General features: G+C 61.8%; 14 protein-coding genes. 6 read left to right on the top strand and 8 right to left on the bottom strand.

The features are described 5' to 3' along the window. Positions 1-159: 159 nt before the first annotated feature. From PS14A_RS13000 to PS14A_RS13020, 5 genes are all read left to right on the top strand, one after another. Positions 160-1,314: a PatB family C-S lyase gene (locus tag PS14A_RS13000; RefSeq protein ID WP_212616394.1), complete on the top strand. Its 1,155-nt coding sequence runs from the start codon at positions 160-162 to the stop codon at positions 1,312-1,314. Between the two features lie 229 nt (positions 1,315-1,543). Further along, positions 1,544-2,401, top strand: coding sequence for a glucose 1-dehydrogenase (locus PS14A_RS13005; protein WP_016774822.1), 858 nt, complete (start codon positions 1,544-1,546; stop codon positions 2,399-2,401). An 87-nt stretch (positions 2,402-2,488) separates the two neighbouring features. Further along, a complete protein-coding gene (locus PS14A_RS13010) occupies positions 2,489-3,100 on the top strand; it encodes a Yip1 family protein (RefSeq protein WP_016774823.1) in 612 nt (203 codons plus the stop codon). Positions 3,101-3,142: 42 nt separating this feature from the next. Then, positions 3,143-4,486, top strand: a complete 1,344-nt coding sequence (locus PS14A_RS13015; RefSeq protein ID WP_137213664.1) for a cation:proton antiporter — start codon at positions 3,143-3,145, stop codon at positions 4,484-4,486. Between the two features lie 183 nt (positions 4,487-4,669). Beyond that, positions 4,670-4,963 (top strand): hypothetical protein, encoded by a 294-nt coding sequence (locus PS14A_RS13020; RefSeq protein WP_039761510.1) that lies wholly within the window; start codon positions 4,670-4,672, stop codon positions 4,961-4,963. A 355-nt stretch (positions 4,964-5,318) separates the two neighbouring features. Here the strand turns inward: PS14A_RS13020 and PS14A_RS13025 are convergent, their stop codons facing one another. The 4 genes from PS14A_RS13025 to PS14A_RS13040 form a co-directional block, all read right to left on the bottom strand. Next, entirely contained in the window at positions 5,319-5,852 is a 534-nt protein-coding gene (locus PS14A_RS13025; RefSeq protein ID WP_130909637.1) for a hypothetical protein, read from the bottom strand. A 78-nt stretch (positions 5,853-5,930) separates the two neighbouring features. Further along, entirely contained in the window at positions 5,931-7,850 is a 1,920-nt protein-coding gene (locus tag PS14A_RS13030; protein ID WP_212616395.1) for a PAS domain-containing sensor histidine kinase, read from the bottom strand. Beyond that, a complete protein-coding gene (locus PS14A_RS13035; RefSeq protein ID WP_212616396.1) occupies positions 7,843-10,173 on the bottom strand; it encodes an ATP-dependent DNA helicase in 2,331 nt (776 codons plus the stop codon). The genes PS14A_RS13030 and PS14A_RS13035 overlap by 8 nt, the downstream gene beginning before the upstream one ends. Then, a complete protein-coding gene (locus PS14A_RS13040; RefSeq protein ID WP_212616397.1) occupies positions 10,170-11,822 on the bottom strand; it encodes a VRR-NUC domain-containing protein in 1,653 nt (550 codons plus the stop codon). The genes PS14A_RS13035 and PS14A_RS13040 overlap by 4 nt, the downstream gene beginning before the upstream one ends. A 195-nt stretch (positions 11,823-12,017) precedes the next feature. Between PS14A_RS13040 and PS14A_RS13045 the strand changes: the two genes are divergently transcribed. Further along, the gene (locus tag PS14A_RS13045) at positions 12,018-12,242 is read left to right on the top strand and encodes a YgdI/YgdR family lipoprotein (RefSeq protein ID WP_016774830.1); all 225 of its coding nucleotides are present in this window, start codon (positions 12,018-12,020) and stop codon (positions 12,240-12,242) included. Between the two features lie 122 nt (positions 12,243-12,364). Here the strand turns inward: PS14A_RS13045 and PS14A_RS13050 are convergent, their stop codons facing one another. The 4 genes from PS14A_RS13050 to PS14A_RS13065 all read right to left on the bottom strand — a co-directional run bounded on the left by PS14A_RS13050 (position 12,365) and on the right by PS14A_RS13065 (position 22,459). Then, positions 12,365-14,218, bottom strand: a complete 1,854-nt coding sequence (locus tag PS14A_RS13050; protein WP_212616479.1) for a polyurethanase — start codon at positions 14,216-14,218, stop codon at positions 12,365-12,367. 312 nt (positions 14,219-14,530) lie between these two features. Continuing rightward, on the bottom strand, positions 14,531-17,608 hold the full coding sequence (locus PS14A_RS13055; RefSeq protein ID WP_212616398.1) for an autotransporter serine protease: 3,078 nt from the start codon (positions 17,606-17,608) through the stop codon (positions 14,531-14,533). 238 nt (positions 17,609-17,846) lie between these two features. Then, positions 17,847-20,792 carry an autotransporter serine protease gene (locus PS14A_RS13060; protein WP_212616399.1) on the bottom strand — a complete coding sequence of 982 codons (2,946 nt, stop codon included), beginning with the start codon at positions 20,790-20,792 and terminating at the stop codon, positions 17,847-17,849. Positions 20,793-21,088: 296 nt separating this feature from the next. Next, positions 21,089-22,459 (bottom strand): TolC family outer membrane protein, encoded by a 1,371-nt coding sequence (locus PS14A_RS13065; RefSeq protein WP_212616400.1) that lies wholly within the window; start codon positions 22,457-22,459, stop codon positions 21,089-21,091. Position 22,460 lies beyond the last annotated feature (1 nt).

Below are 22,460 nucleotides of genomic sequence, written 5' to 3' on the forward strand. Positions count from 1 at the left end.
CACACAACCCCTGTGGGAGCGAGCCTGCTCGCGAAAGCGGTGGGTCATTCAACTCGATGCTGCCTGACCCGACGTATTCGCGAGCAGGCTCGCTCCCACACAGATGGCGTTGCGCATAGAATGTCCGGCAGAACCAACTCCGCCTTGACGAGACCGCGCATGACTTTCGATTTTGATCAGCTGTTCGACCGCCACCACACTGGCAGCACCAAGTGGAGCCGCTACCCGGCCGATGTGTTGCCGATGTGGGTCGCTGACATGGATTTCGCCGCGCCGCCGGTCATCGTCGAAGCCTTGCAACAGCGCCTGCTGCACCCGCTGCTCGGTTACAGCGTGGCCCAGGACAACCTGCGTGAAGCCATCGTCGCCGACCTGTGGAACAAGTACGCATGGCCGGTCAAACCGCAGGAGCTGATTTTCCTGCCGGGCGTGGAATCCGGCTTCAACATGGCGCTGAAGGCTTTGGTCCAGGCGCAGCAGAATGTCGTCGTGCAAGTGCCGAACTACCCGCCGCTGCGTCATGCGCCGGGGCATTGGGGCCTGAACAAGGTCGAGCTGGAATTCAAAGCCCAGGCCGATGGCACTTACGCCACGCCGCTGGACGCACTGCGCGAGTCGCTGAAAGGCGGCGGCGCCCTGCTGTTGAGCAACCCGCACAACCCGATCGGCAAGGTCTTCGCCCGCGAAGAATTGCAGGCAGTGGCGGATATTTGTGCAGCGCAGGACGCGTGGATCATCTCCGACGAGATTCACGCCGAACTGTGCTTCGACGGCCGCTTGCACATTCCCACCGCATCGCTGAGCCCCGAGATTTCCAAACGCACGATCACCCTGATGTCGGCGAGCAAGGCCTACAACATCGCCGGCCTCAAGACCTCGTTCATGATCATTCAGGACGCCGCCCTGCGCGAGCGCGTCAACCATGCCCGCTGCGGCATGGTCGACAGCGTCAACCCGCTGGGCATGGAAGCCACCCGCGTCGCCTACAGCGAAGCCGCGCCGTGGCTCGCCGAACTGAAAACCTACCTGCAGGCCAACCGCGACTGGCTGGTTGACGCGGTGCGCACGCGCCTGCCGGGCGTGACCATCAATGTGCCGCAGGGCACGTATCTGGCGTGGCTCGACTGCACGGCGCTGGACCTGCCGGATCCGCAGCGGTTCTTCCTCGAACAGGGCAAGGTCGGGCTGAGTGCCGGGCTCGATTTTGGTGACCGGCACCAGCAGTTCGTGCGCTTGAACTTCGGTTGCCCGAGGGCGTTGCTGGAAGAAGGGATTGCGCGGATGGAGCGGGCGCTGGCTAACCGCAATCTCTGATCCTGCCCCTAGATTCACCTGTGTAAATGATCCCCTGTGGGAGCGAGCCTGCTCGCGAAAGCGTACTGTCAGTCGACATATTTATCGTCTGACAGATCGCTTTCGCGAGCAGGCTCGCTCCCACATTGGTTTTGCATAGCCAACTAAATCCAGCGCAAATCCGATCGAACTCAAGGCAAACCCACCGGGTCAACCCGGAACACTGGCCTTGAAATCAGGAGACCCTGCGATGACTGACTATCCAAAACCACCCTTCCCGAAACAAGCCCAACCGGTGCCCGGCTCGCAACGCAAGATGGAGCCGTATCCAGACTGCGGCGAGCAAAGTTACGTCGGTTCCGGCCGTCTGGCCGGCAAGATTGCCCTGATCACCGGCGCCGACAGCGGCATCGGTCGCGCGGTGGCGATTGCCTTCGCCCGTGAAGGTGCCGACGTCGCCGTGGCTTACCTGAATGAACACGAAGACGCCAAGGAAACCGCACGCTGGGTCGAGCAGGCCGGGCGTCAGTGCATCCTGCTGCCGGGCGATATCGCCGAGAAAGCACAGTGCCAAGCGCTGGTCGACAAGACTGTCGAGCGCTTTGGCCGCATCGACATTCTGGTCAACAACGCCGCGTTCCAGATGACCCACGAAAACTTCGAGGAAATTCCCGATGACGAATGGGTGATGACCTTCGATGTGAACATCACGGCCATGTTCAGGATCTGCCAGGCGGCGATCAAACACATGCGCCCCGGCTCGTCGATCATCAACACCAGCTCGGTCAACTCGGACATGCCCAAGCCGACCCTGCTGGCCTACGCCACCACCAAAGGCGCGATCGCCAACTTCACTGGTGGCCTGGCGCAAATGCTCGGGCCGAAGGAAATTCGTGTAAACAGCGTCGCCCCTGGCCCGATCTGGACGCCGCTGATCGTCTCGACCATGCCTGATGAAGAAGTACAGAACTTCGGCGGCAGCACTCCGCTCGGCCGTCCAGGCCAACCGGTGGAAGTTGCGCCGATTTACGTGCTGCTGGCCTCCGACGAAGCCAGCTACATCACCGGCCAGCGCTACGGCGTGACCGGCGGCAAACCGATGCTGTAACCGTGCAGCAGAAAAACTGAACCCGAGCGGCATGGCATCTCTCCATACCTGTAAGCGCCTACGGGCCAACAGGAACAGGAGGTTGTCATGTCCGCCCCCCTCGTCAGACTCTTCACTCAACCCAACTTCGCCTGGACCGATATCCGCCGCGAAGAAGAAACCCATCCCCGCCACTATCTCGCGCATCTGCTGCTGCTCGCGTTGATTCCGGCCGTGTGCCTGTTCATTGGCACCACCCAGGTCGGCTGGAGCCTCGCCGTCGGTGAAAACGTGCGGTTGAGCACGGCCAGCGCCTTGCAACTGAGCGTGTTGCTGTACGTGACGATCGTGGCCGGTGTCGCGATTATCGGCGGGTTTATCAGATGGATGTCGCGATCATTCGATGCGCGGCCAACGCTCAATCAATGCATCGGTTTTGCCGCCTACACGGTGACGCCGTTTTTTCTCGCCGGGATTGCCGGGTTGTATCCGAGCCGCTGGCTGGCAATTCTGGTGCTCGGCGCAGCGTCGATTTATTCGACCTTCCTGCTGTTTGTCGGCCTGCCGACCTTCATGCATGAGCGCAAGGAACAAGGCCTGCTGTATTCGGCGTGCGTGTGGGGCGTTGGCCTGCTGGTGCTGGTGACCATGCTCGTGTCGATGATTCTGCTGTGGTTCAACGTGCTCATCCCCGAGTACCTGCGCACGACCGTGAGCTGACCCGGTGCGCCTGCCCTTGGAAATTCGCTGCTGTGAGCGGTCATGAGTTTCGGCGTATGGGTCGCGGTGCTCGGCGCCGTGCTGCTGACGCTGGCCCTGACATCGTCATGGTTGCGCTGGATGCCGGTCACCACCTCGGCGGTGTGCCTGCTGCTGGGCATCGCCATCGGCCCCAGCGGCCTCGACTTGCTGAAACTGTCGCTGGAAGAATCATCCTTGTGGATGGAGCACCTGACGGAAGTCGCGGTGCTGTTTTCCTTGTTCGTCTGCGGTTTGAAATTGCGCCTCCCGCTAGGCAACAAGACCTGGCGCATCGCTTTTGGTCTGGCCGGGCCGGTGATGATTCTGACGATTATCGGCGTGTGCCTGCTGTTGCACTGGGGCCTGCAATTGCCGTGGGGGCCTTCCTTGCTGATCGGCGCGATGCTGGCGCCAACCGACCCGGTCCTCGCCGCGCTGGTGCAGGTCAATGATGCGCAGGACGTCGATCGCGTGCGCTTCGGCCTCTCCGGTGAAGCCGGGCTCAACGATGGCGTGGCCTTCCCTTTCGTCATTCTCGGCCTGCTGTTGCTGCACGGTGACGGTAGCGCCGGCGAGTGGCAGCACTGGGTAATTCGCAGTCTGTTGTGGGCGGTGCCGGCGGGTTTGCTCACCGGTTACTGGATGGGTCGCGGCATCGGCCGGATCGCCCTGCTGCTGCGCATTCACAACGAGGACAGCACCCTCGGCCCGAACGATTACCTGACGCTGGCGCTGATCGCGCTGTCCTACGTGGTGGCCGACGCCATTGGCGGCTACGGCTTCCTCGCGGTCTTCGCTGCCGGCCTCGGCCTGCGTCAGGAAGAAGTGAAATCCACCGGCATCACTCAGGCCCCTGCCGAGCATCTGGTGCAGCCGGTGGTCGGCCATCAGAACATCGAACCTGAAAACGCCGTGCATGGCGACACCGAACAACTGGAAGACAGCCAGGTCGCGGCCGGGATCATGATGGGCGACATGCTCGCATTCGGCAGTCTGGTCGAGCGGGCGATGGAAGTGTTTCTGGTAACCCTGCTTGGTGTTGTGCTGATAGCGCATTGGGACTGGCGGGCCTTGTGGATCGGCGCGGTGCTGTTCTGCCTGATTCGCCCGCTGAGCGTGGCGCTGATGCCGTGGGGCAACCTGCTCAGCGGGCCGCAGCGTTTGTTGATCGGCTGGTTTGGCATTCGTGGCATCGGCAGCCTGTTCTATCTGTTCTTCGCCCTGAACCATGGCCTGGATTCCGACGTGGCCAAGGTCTGCACCGACGTCACTTTGTCGGTGGTGGCCCTGAGCATTCTGCTGCATGGCATCAGCACACAACCGATGCTGGCGCGCTATGAACGCCTGAAGCAACGAAAAAGCTGATTCTTCAGCCGCTGCGCTTGGCTGAAATTTATCGAAGATTTTTCTGCAAAAAAATGGATCGCCAGGCGCGACCCAACGGTCACAACTTTAACCGCGCCAATCATCAGCGCGGCCCGGCAGGTTCGGTTCCCCTGCGGTGAACAGCCTATTAAACGGAACCCCGACACAAACAAGGTCACGGTCATGAACGAATGCTCGACTCCTGCGCAAATCAAGGCTTGCAGAGCACTGGCTCTGGAACGCAATCGTCAACTGTTCGAAGAAGCCCACGAACTGAACCGAGCGGCCAACGCGCTGCTGGAACAGACGCCGACCGACTTCGAACGCTTTGAGCAATACCGGGCACTGCGCAAGAAAGCCGATGCGAAATTTGAAGATGCGATTGATCATCTGTGTGTACTGAATGAGGATTTCCCGCCGATTCCGGCGGCGGTGCAGAATGCTGTTACGCCGCGGCGTGAGCTGGAAACTGCGTAATAAAAGTCAAAAGCCCCTCACCCTAGCCCTCTCCCCGAGGGAGAGGGGACTGACCGGGGTGTTTTTTCGTTATTCATCGACCTGAAAAATCGAGTCGAATACAAATTTTGAAAAGCGTGAAAATCTGCTCCCTTTCCCCCTCGCCCCTCTAGGGTAGAGGGGACTGACCGGTGTGTTTTTTCGTTATTCATCGACCTGAAAATCGAGTCGAATACAAATTTTGAAAAGCGTGAAAATCTGCTCCCTTTCCCCCTCGCCCCCTTGGGGGCGGTCCGACGTTTCGGGAGGGCTGGGGGGAAGGGGGTAAAATCTCATTAACACCACAACATCCAGCACCTGTCCCGACCAATCCACCTCAAGGATTGGTCACCTGAATAAACACCGCATATACCCCCAACATCACCCAGAACGTCGCAAAAATCCAAGGCGTGCGCACCGAAAACAGCAGCGACTTGCGATAGCCCTTGTGGCTCGATTCCATCTCGCTGAACAGCGGGGACTCGTCATACGCCGCGCCCATCACCGGCTCGCTGTGCAGCAACTGGCTCTGCTTGAAGTGCCAGTGGTCGATGATGTCGTACGCCGCACGAATCCCCGGCCAGGCATTCAATGAACTGAGCACGCCGAGCAATGCCAGAAACGGCGGCACGACGAGGGTGAACATCTTGCCCCACTCCGGATTGAGGTTAGCCATGCACGAGGCGAAAGCGATCACCAGAAACGACTGCGCCGCGAGGTAGGCGTCGGTGCGGTTGGCGAGGATGCTGGTTTCGTACTGGATTTCCCGGCGATAGAAATCCAGGCGCTCCTTGGGTGAGCCAAACATCTTGGCGTCGTGTTCGGCCAAGGCTTCTTCAGCAGCGCTTGGCTGGGTCAATATGCGAGACAAGAGAAGTGCCCTCCAAAAGTGAACAAGACTTTTGGAAAGGCACGCGTCAGCACTAGTTCAGCCGGATCGACCAGCGCGTCATTTCATTGACTGGGCGATGATCTGCACCAGACCCGCTTGGGTGAACGGTTTCGGCAGACGCGGCAGTTGAGCGGCAAAACCTTCCAGGCGTTCGGCATATCCAGTGGAGAGAATGATCGGCAGATCCGGCTTGAGCATGCGCAACGCATGGGCCAGTTGCGCGCCGCTCATTTTTGGCATGGCCATGTCGGTGATTACCAGATCGATCACTTCGCCCTGATCGAACAGCGCCAGCGCCTGGGCGCCGGACGTTGCGCCGATGACTCGATGGCCGAGATCTTCCAGCAGCAGACTGGTGCTGGTCAGCACCAGCGAATCGTCATCGACCACGAGCACACTGAGCCTCGGCACCGCAATGGGCGCGGCGTTGCTGTACGCCGAGCGACTGGCCGTACGCTCAAGCGCCACCGGAATCCACAGCTCGGCCGCCGTACCCTGGCCCTTCTCGCTTTTCAGAATAAAGCGCCCGCCCAATTGTTCGATAAAGCCGTGCACCATCGACAAGCCCAGCCCGGTGCCTTTGCCCAGGCCTTTGGTGGTGAAGAACGGATCACGGGCACAGGCCAGCGTGGCTTCGTCCATGCCTTCGCCGCTGTCGATCAGGCTCAGGCACACGTAACGCCCCGCCGCCAATGTCGAATGAGTTTGTTCCAGCACCACTTCGGCTTGCGCCTGAATGATCACCGTGCCGCCGTCGGGCATGGCATCGCGGGCATTGGTGGCGAGATTGAGGATCGCCAGTTCCAGCTGATTGCTGTCCGCCAGCACGGGCTGCAGATCTTCGGGAAAGCGCGTTTCGATGCGAATCCCCGGCCCGAGCGAACTGCGCAGCAGCCCGGTGATACCTTGCACCAGTTGCGGGATATCCACCGACTCGGTCTTGAGCTCCTGACGACGGGCGAAGGCCAGCATGCGCTGGGTCAACGAGACGCCACGCAAGGCACCTTGGGTGGCGTTTTCCAGCAGACGAGCGATTTTCGGCGCGTCGCCGATGCGTTTCTGCACGATCTCGAGGTTGCCGAGAATCACCGTCAGCAGGTTGTTGAAGTCATGGGCGATGCCGCCGCTGAGTTGGCCGATCGCCTGCATCTTCTGCGCTTGGAACAACGCCTCGCGGGTCTTTTCCAGGGCCTGCTGCGCTTCGTGGGCCTCGGTGACATCGCGGGTGATCTTGGCGAAGCCGAGCAACGCGCCGGTGTCGCCGCGAATCGCATCGACGACCACGTGGGCAAGAAAGCGCGTGCCGTCCTTGCGCATCCGCCAGCTGCGGTTCTCGAAGCGGCCTTCGCGAGTGGCAATCTCCAGCGAGCGCTGCGGCTCGCCGAGTTCGCGGTCTTCGGGGGTGTAGAAAATCGAAAAATGCTGGCCGATGATCTCTTCCGGCAAATAGCCTTTGATGCGCTGCGCGCCCTGGTTCCAGTTGCTGACGCAGCCTTCGGGGCTGAGCATGTAGATCGCGTAGTCGGTGACGCCCTGCACCAACAGGCGGAACTGCTGTTCGCTTTGCTTGAGGGTTTCCTCGGCCATTTTGCGGTCGGTGAGGTCGCGGGTGATCTTGGCGAACCCGAGCAGCTTGCCGTTGGGGTCGATAATCGGGTCGATCACCACGTGGGACCAGAAGTGCGTGCCGTCCTTGCGCACGCGCCAGCCCTCGCCTTCGAAGCGACCTTCGCGAATTGCCGTGTCGAGCGCCCGCTGCGGCATGCCGTTGGCGCGGTCTTCAGGGGTATAGAAGCGCGAGAAGTGCTCGCCGATGATCTCGGCTTCTTCATAACCTTTGAAGCGTTTGGCGCCGGAGTTCCAACTGGTGATGGTACCGTCGGGGTCGATCATGTAGATCGCGTAGTCGACAACCGCGTCGATCAGCAGCCGGAAACGGCTGTCTTCGATCGCTGCGGTTCTGTTGTTTTCACTCATCACACTCACCAGCCACTGTCATGGGCTGAAGTATGCGTGAATCCGTCGATTTGAACAGCGCCGGTTCGCTTTTGATCGCCCACCAGCGCGGCAGCAGTTGCTGGATGCGGCTCTCGGCAAAGCGGTCATCAATGAGCATGACCGTGCCGCGATCTTCACGGGTGCGGATCACCCGCCCAGCGGCTTGTACGACTTTTTGCATGCCCGGGTACAGATAGGTGTAATCGTAGCCAGCGCCAAAAATGGCGGCCATGCGCCGCTTCATCTGCTCGTTGACCGGGTTGAGCTGCGCCAGCCCCAGCGTGGCGATGAACGCGCCGATCAGCCGCGCGCCGGGCAAATCGATGCCCTCGCCAAACGCGCCGCCCAACACCGCAAACCCCACACCCTGGCTGTCGGCGCTGAACTGGTCGAGAAACGCCTGCCGCGCGCCCTCGGCCATGCCCCGCGATTGCAACCACTGGGTGATGTGCGGATGGCGCTCGGCCAATAAGGTCGCGACCTGTTGCAGGTAATCGAAACTGCTGAAGAACGCCAGATAGTTGCCCGGGCGCTCGCTGAACTGGCGGGCGATCAGCTCGACGATCGGCTCCAGCGAGGCTTGGCGATGGTTAAAACGCGTGGAGATCTGGCTGACGATGTGCACCTGCAATTGCTCGGCGCTGAACGGCGATTCAACGTCGATGCACACCGTATCGGCGGGCGTGCCGAGCAGGTCGGCGTAATAGTTGCGCGGGCTCAGCGTGGCCGAGAACAGCACGCTGCTGCGCGCCGCGCTCAGGCGCGGGCCGATGAACACGGCCGGCACCACGTTGCGCAGGCAAAGTTGCGACAGTGGACGCTTGCGGTCGAGGTCGCGTTTGCTGATATCGAACAGGTAATGCTCGTCGTACAGCTCGGCGACCCGGGCGAATTGCAGCAAGTCGAAATAGAAATTCTGCAGGCCGCTGTCGAGGCCTTGCGGATGTTCGTTGAGGTAATCGCCAATGGCCGCGCAACACAGCGAAATGGCGTGCAGGAGCTTGTCCGGCGCCTTGTCGTAGGCCTGATACGCGGCCAGTTGCGGCGCGTGCAGCGCGTTCCATTCGCGATTGACCCGTTGCAGCGAATTCTTCAGCGCGGCCGGCGCGGTTTTGCGCACGCTGGCGAGGGTGAACTGGTCGAGACTGGCGCTGTACATCTGCCGGCCGCGCTCGACCAGGTTGTGCGCCTCGTCGGCGAGCACCGCGACTTTCCACTGATTGAGCTGGGCCAGACCGAACAGCAGCGCGCTGAAGTCGAAGTAATAGTTGTAGTCGGCAACCACCACATCCGCCCAGCGGGCCATTTCCTGACTGAGGTAGTACGGGCACACGCTGTGCTGCGCGGCGACTTCACGCATCGCCGCCTGATCGAGCAGGTTGATGCGGCTGGCGGCTCCGCGGGCGGCCGGCAAGCGATCATAAAAACCCTGGGCCAGCGGGCAGGATTCGCCATGACAGGCCTTGTCCGGATGTTCGCAGGCCTTGTCGCGGGCAACCATTTCCATCACCCGCAGCGGCAAGTCCGGCGTTTGCCTGAACAACACCTGGCTGGCATCCAGCGCCAGCTTGCGTCCGGGAGTCTTGGCGGTGAGAAAGAACACCTTGTCCAGTTGTTGCGGCGCCAAGGCCTTGAGCATCGGAAACAGCGTGCCAAGGGTTTTGCCGATGCCGGTCGGCGCCTGGGCCATGAGGCAGCGGCCGGTGCTGACGGCTTTGAACACTGATTCGGCCAGATGCCGTTGGCCGGGACGAAAATCCGCGTGCGGGAACGCCAGTTGCTGCGCGGCCAGATTGCGCGCCTCGCGGTGGGCCATTTCCTGCTCGGCCCATTGCAGGAACAAAGCGCACTGCTGCGCGAAAAACCCCTGGAGCGATTCGGCGCTGTGGGATTCGACCAGACAGGTTTCCTTTTCGCTGACGACGTCAAAATACACCAGCGCCAGATTGATCTGCTGCAGTTGCAGCTTCTGGCACATCAACCAGCCGTAGATTTTCGCCTGCGCCCAGTGCAACTGGCGGTGATTGGCCGGTTGCTTGCTCAGGTCGCCGCGATAGGTTTTGACTTCTTCCAGGCAGTTTTGCGCCGGATCGTAGCCATCCGCCCTGCCCTTGACCTTCAACTCGCCGAACTCACCTTGCAGGGCCACTTCGCTCTGGTATTGCTCGCTGCGCCGCGAGGCCACGGTGCGATGGCCGACGATGCCTTCCAGCGCGGTCGGTGACGGGGTGAAGCGCAGGTCGAGGTCGCCGGTCTTGGCGGTGAACTCGCACAATGCACGCACGGCAACGCTGTAACTCAAGCGCTCTGCTCCGCCCATTGCACGTAGCACACGGCCACTGGCATCTGGTGCTCGTGGCAGAACTCCAGCCAGCGCAGTTGATTGTCCTGCAAGCGGTCGCCGGGGCCTTTGACTTCGATCATGCGGTAGGTCTTGTGCTGCGGCCAGAACTGGATCAGGTCGGGCATGCCGGCGCGGTTGGCCTTGATGTCGAGCAACAGGCGATTGAACCAGTGTTTCAGGTGTTCGGCGGGCAGACAGGCCAGCGCCTGCTCCAGCAAGTCTTCATTGAGCGCGCCCCAGAACACGAATGGCGACTGGATGCCCCACTTGTCGACGAAGCGCTGGCGGATGGTCTCGGCGTAGCGGCCGTCGTCGAGTTCGCCCAAGCAGGCCTGGAACAGCTCGGCGCGGCGCTCGAGGAAGTCTTCGCTGAGCAGATCCACCGGGCCGCGCTGGAACGGGTGGAAGAACGCGCCCGGCAACGGCGCGAAGATCGCCGGCCAGCACAACAGGCCAAACAGCGAATTGATCAGGCTGTTCTCGACGTAATGCACCGGGCCGTCATCGGCATGCAAGTGCGCTTGTACATGAAACTCCACCGACCGCGCCGGATCGATGCGCGGCAAGTGCAAATCGAGGCGCTCGACCTCTCTGGCCTTGGCACGCTTGAGCGGCGGGCCGCCGAGTTTACGCCGCAGGCGCGGGACGATGCGCTGCAAGCCTTGCTGCTCGGCCGCGCTTTGCGGTGCCTGTTCGGCCAGCGTGCCGAGTTCCAGCGCCAATGCGTATTCGCCGCAACGTTCAAGCACGCGGATCATCCGCAGTCGTGCGCCCGGGTAGGCGCAGTCGCGGTAAACACTCAGGGCCAGGGCAAAGTCGCCGATGCGCTCGGCGTACTGGCCGATCTGGAACAACGCCTTGGCTTGCCGGCGGCGCAGCCACGGGTTGTCGAATTGCACGGCGTTGATCTGCTCGACGATCTCGTCCAGCGGTTCGCCGGCCTCGAAACGCAGTTGGCACTGATGCAGGAACAGGCAGGCGTCGACGTCTTCGCGACTGCGCAGGCCTCGGGAATCGGCGCAGAACTCGACTTTTTCATAGGTAAAGATGCCCAGGTCGGCCAGCACGAACTCCGACCAGTCTTGATACAGATTGCCGAAGAACATCAGGCGCAGGCGATCGCACAGGTCCATCAGGGTCAGGCTGAACAGCCGCTCAGCCAGTTGCGGCGCCCAGGCGCGCAGGGTTTGCGCGTCGGTGAACTGTTCGGCCAGCACCGGCAGCCATTCATCCTTGCGCCCTTTCGGCTGTTCGATAGAGGCGCCGAATGCCTGCAAAAGCTCGGCCTTGAGCAAGACATCGAACAGTTCTGCCAGTGTCAAATCCGCCTGTTCATCGAGCCAGCCGCGATCGAGCAACGGCTGCGCCGCCTCGGCAATGTCCCCGACTTCCAGATAATTGAGTTTGCTCGCGCGAAAGTGAATGCCCTTGCGCATGACCATGCGTACCAGCAATCCCTGCGAGGTTTGCGGCAGCGTGTTGAAGTCGCGGATGAAGCCGTGCTCGCTTTCATTCATCAGATCGGCATAGCGAAGCCCAAGCCAATCAAGCACTTGCCGGAAGTTGTTGAGGTAATAGAACGGATCGTCGAGAGGGTTGGAGGTCACGGGAATTCAAAGCCACGGCAAGCGAACACTGGTTATGCGTACAGATACCAGCTCAGCCCTGCCCGGCGCAAACGGAAAAAGATCAATGGCATTTTTTTGCGCCGCCATCGAACTTTTCCGCCGATGCTGGCACCAACCGCGTTACAGGGCCGACAATGCCCGCAATCACATTCAAGCAAGGAGTCAGAGGTGGGTATGAAAATCAAGATGCTGGGTATTCCTGTAGCGGTCGCAGCCCTGTTGGCGCTGGGCGGCTGTTCGACCCAGACCGTGGTGACGTTGCAGAACGGCACCCAGTACCTGACCGAGGACATGCCGAAGACCGAGACCGAAGACGGTTTCTATGAGTTCGAGGATATTTCCGGCGCCAAGGTCAAGGTTCGCGCCGATGAAGTCGCGACCGTGCGCAAGGAAGACTGACTTGGCTTGAATGATCGTTTTTCGCGAGCAGGCTCGCTCCCACACTGGATCTGCGTCGTCCACAAATCCCCTGTGGGAGCGAGCCTGCTCGCGAAGGGGCCGCCAAAGGCCCCGCATCAACCTCAGGCGATAACAACCCCGTCGGCACTCAAACTCTCAAGCGCCACCCCCACCAACGTCACCGAATCCCCACCGAACGTCAGCACGGTATCCTGCCCGACCGTCGACGCATGGGCGCGCAAATTATCCCCCGGCAACACCCCCTGCACGCCAAGAAACACCAGTTTGTCATCGGCCGTATAGCCAACCACACGATCCTGGCCAAACGCGCCATTGAACAGAAACGTATCCGCTCCGCCGCCCGATTCCAGCAGATCATTGCCGGCGCCACCGACAAACACGTCATTGCCCGCGCCGCCGAGCAAATGATCGTTGCCCTCAAGGCCAAACAGCCAGTCGCCGCCGGTATGCGCCTTCAGTGTGTCAGCGCCGGCCGTTCCTCTAACGCTCGATTCATAAGCGGTGAGGTTACTGCCGACTTTCAAACCGCTGGCCGTGACGCTGTGTAGCACGTCGTCCTTGAACACGCCCCAGAGAAACCCCGGCTCTTTGCTGACGATGCTGCCAATGTCACGGGTGATGCTGATCCCGCCGTTGGCATCGCGGATGTACAGGTTGCCAGCGCCGTCGTTGGCAAAATCAAAGTTCTTTACCGTCTGCTGCAAGTCGAGGGTGTTGCTGCCCTGCCCACCCAAAATGATGTTGTACCCGCCGCTGTCGCGGAAGCTGTCATTTCCGGCGCGCCCCTCCAGATAGTCATTTCCGCTGCCGCCCTGGATCAGGTCGTTGCCGTCACTGCCGATGATGAACGTGCTGCCCTTGTGGGTTTCGGCGTTGCGGTTGAGGTCCTGCACCCAAGTGTTGGCCCGCGCCGGGTCGGACAGGTTGGCGACGATGATCGTCGAGTCGCGGCTGGTCAGGTCGTAGAACTTCGATTCCAGCACGCGGGTCATGCCGTCGCCGTAACCGGTGGGCAGGTGCGAAATCCACGTCGGGATATTCAGGATCGAATACGGCAGCACGTTCCAGGCGTTCGAGGCGTAGTGATCGTTGAAGCTGACGATGTTGTCGGTGGTCGATGCGTGAGGCGCGTCGTGCACGCCCACCGAGGCACTGCTGAAGGTCGAACCGTCGAGGGCGCGAAACACCGGGTCGTTTTCGTATCCGATATTCAGCACCTTGTCGCCGCTGCTTTGCGTCGGCGAGGCGTAGGCGATGTAGTTGGAGTCGGCGAAGAACCCGCCCCACTTGCCAGCGCTCAAGTCAGCCATGCTGTTCACCGCCAGGCCGCCGAGGCTGTGACCGCTGACCAGCACGTCCTTGCCGCTGAGGCCGTTGGCCCGGGCGAATGCGACCACATCGTTGAGCAGATTGCCAAAGGCTTCACCGACGTAGTTTTTCGCGTAATCGGCCGGGCCGAAGGCCGCGAGCAGATCGTTGATCACGTCGCCAATCGAATCACCGATGAGGATTTCGCGCGGGCCGCTGGTGCCGCGAAAGGCGATACCCAGTTCAGTCAGGTGACCCTGAGCGTCGTACTTGCCGAGGATTTCCACTTGTGCGCTGGTGTAGCCGGACTTCTCGCCGAAGAACGTCCCGCGTGCATCGGTCTTGCCTTCATAGCCCAATTGCGCGGCGCTGATCGGTGTCCAGCCGGCCTTTTGCACGGCCTCGAGGGCGAGTTTTTCCGAATCGGGATTCCACGGGATACCGGGGATCACCCCTTGCGAATCGGTGCCGCCAATCAGCGCGGTAACCAGCGTCGCCGGCAGACCGAGGCCGAAGCCGTTGTGCTGGTAACCGGCGGCGAAGCCGTTATCGAGGTTGTGATAGGAATACAGCGTGATCGCCATGGCATCGCTGAACAGCGCCGCGGAATCGGCTGTGCCGAAGTTCTTGTAATCGTATACACCCATTGCCATTGCCTCTCTTGTTGTTGGAATTGTCAGAGATAGCTCACAGCCAGAGCGCAGGGCTCCGGAGCATTTCATTTGTCGTTCAATGGTCCCTCAAATGTCATGTGTACGCCGTACCTGTGGGAGCGAGCCTGCTCGCGAAGGCGGCAGCACATTCAACATCACAATCGCCTGAACCAGCGCATTCGCGAGCAGGCTCGCTCCCACATTTGGATCTTCTGCACATTTGGATTTTTGTACGCGAACAATCCCATGAGCAGCGCTCCCTTTTCTTGAAAAACCGGCAGCCCGAGAAGCGCTGCCGGTTACGCCTCAGAACTGCCAGTCGAGCGTCAGACCGACTCCGTGATCTTTCTCGTTGGAGCCGATCAAACCGTTGTAGTCGAGGTTGACCCGCACGTCGCGATTGAGCGCCAGCCCGGCGCGCACGCCCACCACAGCGGCGTCACGATCCATCGACACGCTCTGCACGGTGAACGCGCTGTTGCCGTTGGCGAAGGCCAGATGGCTGTCGGCATCGACGCTGCTCAGGTTGTGCTGCCAGCCGAGACTGGCGCCCAGTTCCAGCTGACGCTGATCCGACACGGCGAAGCTGCGCTTGGCGCGCACGCCGAGGGTCGACAGCACCACGTCGCGGTTGTCTTCACCACCCTTGAGCGCGGCCGCGTCACCTTTCTCGGTGAAGCTGTCGGTGTTGAGGTGCACGTAGGACAGATTGGCGAACGGCTCCAGGTTCATCGGTTGCAGGCCCAGGTCGTATGCGGCCTCGGTGAACAGTTGCGCGGTGGTCGCGTCACGTTTGGTTTTCTGTTTGCCGCTGACGTCGCCGAACTGCAGATCACGCTTCACATCGATGCGATGCCAGCTGTAGGCGCCGCCGACGGTCAGGCGCAACGCGTCGATTTCGTGGCCCAGGTACGCACCCAAATGGTAGCTGTCGACCGACGCCGAGGAATGCGTGCCGCTGCCCATGCTCAACGAACTGTCGCTGTAACCGGTGACGAAACCGAGACGGGTATCTTCAGCGATCAGCCCGTCGACACCGGCCAGCAGCCCACCGATGGAGCTGTTGGAGTCGGCATTGTCATGCCCGCCATCGCTTTCGCCCCACGATCCGAGGACCTTGACCCAGACGTTGCTGCGCTCATCAGTCGGCGCATCGGCGTTGAACAGATCACGCTCCCGCAGGCGCTCGCCGACGGCTTCGCGCAGGTAGCGGCTGTCGTTGATCAGCAGCGTGCCGATGGCCGGGTGAATCTCGCCGGACAACTGTTGAAAGGCCTGCTGCGCCGACGCCGCGTTGGGCGACAGCAACAGGGTTTCGAACAGCGCATTGCCCGCGCCCAAACTTTCGGCGGCGGCACCGACGGCGCGTTGGTTCGGTGTCAGACCGACGCTGGCAAACGATGCCTCATTACGCCCGACCGCCAGCTGGATGCCGCCCGCCGAGTAATCGAGGGTGCCGCCGAGGAACGCGTAATTCGGCAAGACCTGCCCGAAGCGCCCTTCAATGCCGCCCGCCGCTTGCAGAATGTTGTAGCGGGTGCCGAGCAGGCTTTGCACTTCGCCGGTGCTGAGCAAGGTCGGGCTGTTTTCCAGCGACAGGCTCACCGTGGCGCCGTCGATGACGGCTTTGCCGCCCGCGACGATCTGGTCGCTGCTGGTTGGCGACAGCTCTACGGCGTAGGTTGAGCCCGGCGCGAAGGTCACGTCCCCCGCCACATTCAGGGTGCCGATGGAGTTGCCCGGCGCCACCGTACCACCGCTGTTCACCGCCAGCGCGCCGATGCGGCCATTGCCGCCGAGGATGCCGCCGTTGTTGACGGTGACCGCCGATTGCAGCGAACCGTTGATGGCCAGACGGCCTTGATTGACCAGGGTCGGGCCGCTGTAAGTGTTGTTGCCGGTCAGCACCAAAGTGCCGATGCCTTGCTTGGTCAGACCGCCGTGGCCGCCGATGTCGTTGCGCCAGGTGTCGAGGCCGCACGTGATGTCGCTGCACACGCGTTCGGTCGGTTTGCCCTGATCGATGATCGCGCCGATGCCCGGCAGATCGGCGACAAACTGGCCGGAACCGTAAGCGCCCTGCACGCGGAACTCCTCGGGAATGTCCTGCTCAGTGACGAACATTGCCGGGCCGTCGATGGCCTTGCGCAGGTTGATCATGCCCCAGCCGTACAAGGCGTCGATGCCCGGTGCGCCAAGGTCGGTGGCGGTGGTGCGCAATACGCTGGCGACTTGATCGCCGGACATATACGGGAAGCGTTCCATCAACACCGTGATGGAACCGGCCACGTGTGGCGCGGCCATCGAGGTGCCGTTGTAGTTTTTGTAGCCGGTGGTCAGGTTGTCGGCGTTGGTACCTTCGATGATCGAGCTGTAGATCTTGGTGCCCGGCGCCGACACGCAATAACTCGCCGTATAGCCGCAACGCGAGGAGAACGTGCTGATCACGTAGGGATTGGCGCTGGCGGTGTCCGGGTTCTGCTGCAATGCGGCGACGGTGATCCAGTTCGGCGCGATGTCCGGAACGAAATAACCGAGGCCGGCAATGGCATCCGGGTTGTTCAGGTTGTAGTCGTTGCCGGCGGCAAAAATGGTGACGATGCCGCTGCGTGCGGCGGCAATCGCGCCGTCGTAGGCGCCGCCGGGTTTGGTGCCGAGCAGCGTGCGGATTTCGTTGAACTGCAACTGCGCGTCGTTGACGGTGAAGTGCGGATACGCCGGATCGCGACCGCCGAGGTCGAAGCGGTCGGTGATGCCGATGCCCCAGCTGTTGTTGATGATCCGCGCACCGCTGGCGATCAGCGCATCCCAACCGGCCTTGTACACCGCGCCGTCGTTGCCACGCACGATGCCATCTTCGGGGCCTGGGTCGCCGTTGTCGGCGCTGATGATCTGCGCTCCGAATGCGACGCCGTGCATCACCCCGCCGTCGCGACTGCCCGCCGCGATACCGCCGACGTGGGTGCCGTGGGCGCCGAGCTTGCCGTCGGAGCCGACCGAGGGCGAACCGTCATAGCGGAACGCGTCGCCGGCTTTCACCGGAATATACGGGTCGGTGTATTCGCGGATACCGCTGGTGACCAGGGTGACGACTTTGTTGCTGCCAGAGAACTCCGGATGCGCGGCGTAGACCGGCTGATCGAAGATGCCCAGTTTCACGCCTTTGCCGGTGTAGCCGGCGGCGTAGGCGTAATCCGCGCCGATCGCACCCAGGCCCCAGTCGGCCCTGAATTCATTGCTGCGCCAGCTCGACGGATCGCCGCTGCGGCCGTTCTCAACGTAAGGCGCTGCCTGCGCCATCGCGCTGGCACAGAGCATCGCGACTGTCAGGGTTTTCAGGGCAAAGCGGCCGCCCGATTGCGCGGGGGTATTGTTGTTATCCATCCACGACCTTCCTTAGTGATGTTGCGAAAAATCCGGTTGTTTCAATAGCTGTGGCGAGAGGCACCTTTGTCCGCGGTAGCCAATGACAAACCGCACCTGTGGCGAGGGGATTCATCCCCGTTGGGTTGCGAAGCGACCCCCCGGCAATTTTTCCAACCTACGTAAACACAGGTTTTGCGACTGCTGCGGAGTCGAGCGGGGATAAATCCCCTCGCCACAGCGACTCAAACACATGCCATCAGAACTGCCAGTTCAGGCTCAGGCCAACGCCATGCAACTTCTCGCGGCTGGCCAGTTGGCCGTTGTAATCGAGGTTGACCCGCACGTCCTTGCTCAACGCCAGACTGGCCTGCACCCCAACCAGTGCGGCATCGCGAACCAGCGCCGAGCTCTCCACTGAGTACGGCGTGCCGCCGCTGGCAAAGCGCAAATGTTGTTCCGATTCGATATCGCTGAGGCTGTGCTGCCAGCCGAGACGGGCGCTGACGTCCAGCGCTTGCTGGTTCGCCAGATTGAAGGTTTTGCTCGCCCGCACGCCCAAGGTGCTCAACACCGCATCGCGCTGATCGCCAGCGCTTTTCAGCGCAGCGGCATCGCCCTTTTCGGTAAAGCCTTCGGTGTCGAGATGCAGGTAGGTCAGGTTGGCGAACGGTTCCAGCGCCAACGCTTGCAACTGCAAGCGATACGCCGCCTCGGCGAAAACCTGAGTGGTGGTCGCATCGAGCTTGGCTTTCTGCTTGGCGCTGACCTCGTCGTATTGCAGATCGCGCTTCACATCGCCGCGATGCCAGCTGTACGCCGCACCGCTGCTCAAGCGCCAGGCGCCGATGTCGTGCCCGACGTAAGCGCCGAGGTGATAGCTGTCGACTTTTGCCGAGGAATGCGTGCCCGAGCCCATGCTCAAGGAGCTGTCGCTATAACCGGTGACCAGACCGATGCGGGTCTGCTCGTCCAGCGCGCCGTCGACACCGGCGAGCAGACCGCCGATCGAAGTGTTGTAGCCGGCCGTGTCGTGACTGGAATCGGTGCTGCCCCAAGCGCCGAGGGCTTTGATCCAGCCGTTGCTGCGGGTCGCCGATTCATCGTGCAGCCGCTCGCCGAGCGCATCACGCAACTGGCGGCTGTCGTTGATCAGCATCGTCCCCAGTGCCGGATAAATCTCGCCGCTCAGTTGCTGGAAGGCTTGCTGCGCCGAGGCTTGAGTCGGTGCACGAAGCACACTTTCGTAAACCGAATTGCCAGCGCCCAGCCCTTCGACTGCCGCCGCCACCGAACGCTGGTTCGGCGTTTGCCCGACGCTGGCGAAGCTTGTGGCATTGCGCTGGATATTCAGCTGGATGCCGCTTGCGGCGTAGTCGAGGGCGCCGCCGATGAACAGGTAGTTCGGCACCACCGCAGCGAACTGCCCCTGCACGCCGCCGGCCGCTTGCAGGATGTTGTACTGGCGGCCGAGCAGGCTTTGCGCTTCGGCGCTGCTGAGCAAGGTCGGGCTGTTTTCCAGCGCCAGGCTGACGCTGGCGCCGCTGACGGTTGCCGTGCCGCCGGCAACGATGCGGTCACTGCTGGTGGGCGATAGCTCGACGGCGTAGGTCGAGCCCGGGGCGAATGTCACATCACCGCCGACGTTCAAGGTGCCGATGGAATTGCCCGGTGCGACCCGGCCGCCGCTGTTGGCGGTCAACGCGCCGATGCGTCCAGAACCGCCGAGGGTGCCGCTGTCGTTGACGGTGACCGCTGAGGTCAGCGAACCGTTGACCGTCAGCAGCCCGCCGTTGACCGTGGTCGGGCCGCGATAGGTGTTTGCGCCGCTGAGCAGCAATTGTCCGGCACCGGACTTGATCAGGCTGCCCTCGTACACCCGGTTCGCCGCTGCCGCATCACGCAGCATGCCGACCGCGTAATCGGTCTGGTCCTGCTGACTGGCGCCGGCCGGGACACCGTTCTGCCAGCCTTTGTCCTGCAGGGTTTGCTGCCAGGCGCTGTGCTCGGCGAGGTCTTCGCGCTGGCGCTGGAGCAGCGCCTTGTCGGAGATGTCATTGCTCCAGACATCGCGCTGCCCTGCCCCCAGATTGGCATCGAACGCACCGAGCAATTGCCCTGGCCCGCGCATCGCCCGATTGAGATTGGCGACGCCCCAGCCGACGCGCTCGTTCGGTGCGTCGGTGACCGAGCCATCAAGTTGCGTGGCGGTGGTCAGCAGCACTTCGAGCGCCTGCTGGTTGTTCATGTACGGATAACGCTCCATCACCAGCGCCAGGGCGCCGGTCGCGTGCGGCGCCGCCATCGAGGTGCCGGATTTGATCGCGAAGCCGCCCCCGGGAATGGTGCTGTCGATCTTCGCCCCCGGTGTGGTGATGCACCAGTATTTGGCGATGCCGCACTGGTTGTATTTCTGCTGATTGCTCTGATCGAGCCCGGACACCGCCAGCCAGTGACCTTCCAGATCCGGCTGAAAGTACGGCAGCGCCGAGCGTACGCTGGCATTCGGGTAGCCGCTGTTGCCGGCGCTGAAAACGTTGATCACACCGCGCCGGGAAACATCGGCAGCGGCGTCGAGCCAGGTGCCCTTGTTCCAGTGCTGCGCGTAGGCGGCGTGCAGATCCGCGAGAGTGCGATAGCTGACATCCGGCGGCTGACTGCCCCAACTGTTGTTGATCGCCCGCACCCCGGCATCGGCGAGGCTGTCGTACACCGCTTTGAAATAACGCGGATCAGGGCTTGGACCGAAGAGGAAACTGTCGTTCTTGTTGGTGTTGCCGACGTAGATCTGCGCGTTGTACGCCACCCCGTGCATGCCGCTGCCGTCACGGGCGGCGCCCATGGTGCCGACCACGTGGGTGCCGTGGGAATCGTTGTTGGGGTTGAGCGTGCCGTCGACGTTGAACGCTGAGCCATCGACGTAGCTGCCGCTGGCCGTTACCGGGTGATAGCGATCGGCGGCGAATTCCGGGTGGGCGGCATCGAAACCGGAATCGAGCGCGCCGATCTTCACGCCCTTGCCGGTGATGCCGGCGGCATAGGCCTGATCAGCCTGCATGCGTTCAAGGCCCCAGTCACGCAGGAACTCGGCGCTGCGCCAACTTGCCGGATTGCCGGGCTCGCCGGGTTCGAGGTATTGCGCCTGAGTCGCCGAGGTCACCAGCAAAAGCGTGCCGAGCGAAATCGGTTTGATGCGTACGTCCATGGTCATCACTCTCGTTTTTGTTGTTTTGTTCAGGGCTGAATTGCGTTGTCGCCTGTTCCCCTCACCCCAGCCCTCTCCCCGAGGAGAGGGAGCCGATTTGTGTTGATGTCAAAACCTGCGTCCGGCTCGGTCGTTCAGGTCGATGCATCTCGCCAATTTCCCCGAATCGGTTTCCTCTCCCTGTGGGAAATGGAGCCGATTTCTATTGATGTCAAAACCTGCGTCCGGCTCGGTCGTTCAGGTCGATGCAGCTATCGCAGGCCACTCGGTCAGTCCCCTCTCCCTCTGGGAGAGGGTTAGGGTGAGGGCTGTTGCGCGACCACAAATGCCTCGTCCACCCGCGCCAGGTCCTGTTCGTTCAAAGTCCCGGCGTAGTAATGCAATTTGGTCCACGCCATCAGATAGTCATAACGCGCCTGGGCCAGGTCGCGGCGCGTGGTAAACAATTGCTGCTCGGCGTTCAACGCATCGAGATTGGTGCGTTCGCCGCCCAGAATGCTTTGTCGGGTCGAGACCACCAGCGCCTCGGCCGACTTCAAGGCTTTCTGATAAGCGCGCAATTTGCTCACCCCGGACAGGCAGGCGCTGAACTGTCGACGCAGTTCGATCAAGGTTTCGCGGGTCTTGCCATCCAGCTCGTATTCGGCCTGTTCCATGGTGCGGCTGGCCTGCCGTGTGGAAGCAGACACCCCGCCGCCGGCGTACAGCGGCACGCTGACTTCCAGGCCGATGGTGTTGGTTTCGTAGCGCTGGTTATAGGTGTTGCCGCTTTCGGACTCGTTGTCGCGCATCGAGGCATAAGCACTGACTTTCGGCAGATGCCCGGCGCGGTTGCGCTCGACTTCATAGCGCGCCACTTCCACGGCCTGACGCTGCGAAGCGAGATTCGGGTTGTTGCTGATTGCCAGCTCATGCCAGGTGTCGAAGTTGGCCGGTTGCAGAGTGAAGGTCTGGAATTGCTGACCAAGCGGCGCCAGATCGCCGATGTCCACTGCCGGCACGCCCACCAGCGCGCCCAGCTCGCGCAAAGCGGCATCCTGCTCGTTGCGCGCTTCGATCTCCTCGGCAGTCGCCAGCTCATAGCGCGACTCGGCTTCGAGAATATCGGTGCGCGTGCCCTCGCCCTGCTTGAACATGTGTTCGTTCTGCTGGAACTGCTGTTCGTAGGCCTTCTTCTTCGCCTGGGCGATGTCGATCTGGTCCTGGGCGAACAAGGCTTTGGTGTAGTTATCCAGCACGCGCACCAACAGCTCCTGACTCTTGCCGCGAAACGCTTCGTCGGCGAACAACGACTGCGCCACGCCCTTGCGATACGCGGCGTAAGCCTCGTAATCGAGCAGCGGTTGCTGCACCGTCAATGCCGAGCCGTAACTGTTGTAGTTGCGCTCATCAGTACGATTGCGAGCGCGATCATCCAGAGACGTAGCCTTGGACGAGTTGCGGCCCTTGTTGTAGGTGTAGCCGATCCGAGGCAGCAGGCCGGCGCGGCCAATCACGCGGTTTTCCAGGCCGGCATCGCGCTCCTTGATTGCACCGAGAAAGACCGGATCGTTGCGCAATGCCTGTTCGTAAATCTCGAATGGCCCCATGGCCGCGACTGCCCAGTGACTCGCGAGCAGCGTCATTGCGGCCCCCAGCATGCAAAGCTTTTTCATACAGCCGAACATC

This window comes from Pseudomonas sp. 14A (assembly GCF_018132745.1).
Taxonomy (GTDB): Bacteria; Pseudomonadota; Gammaproteobacteria; order Pseudomonadales; family Pseudomonadaceae; genus Aquipseudomonas; species Aquipseudomonas mercuritolerans.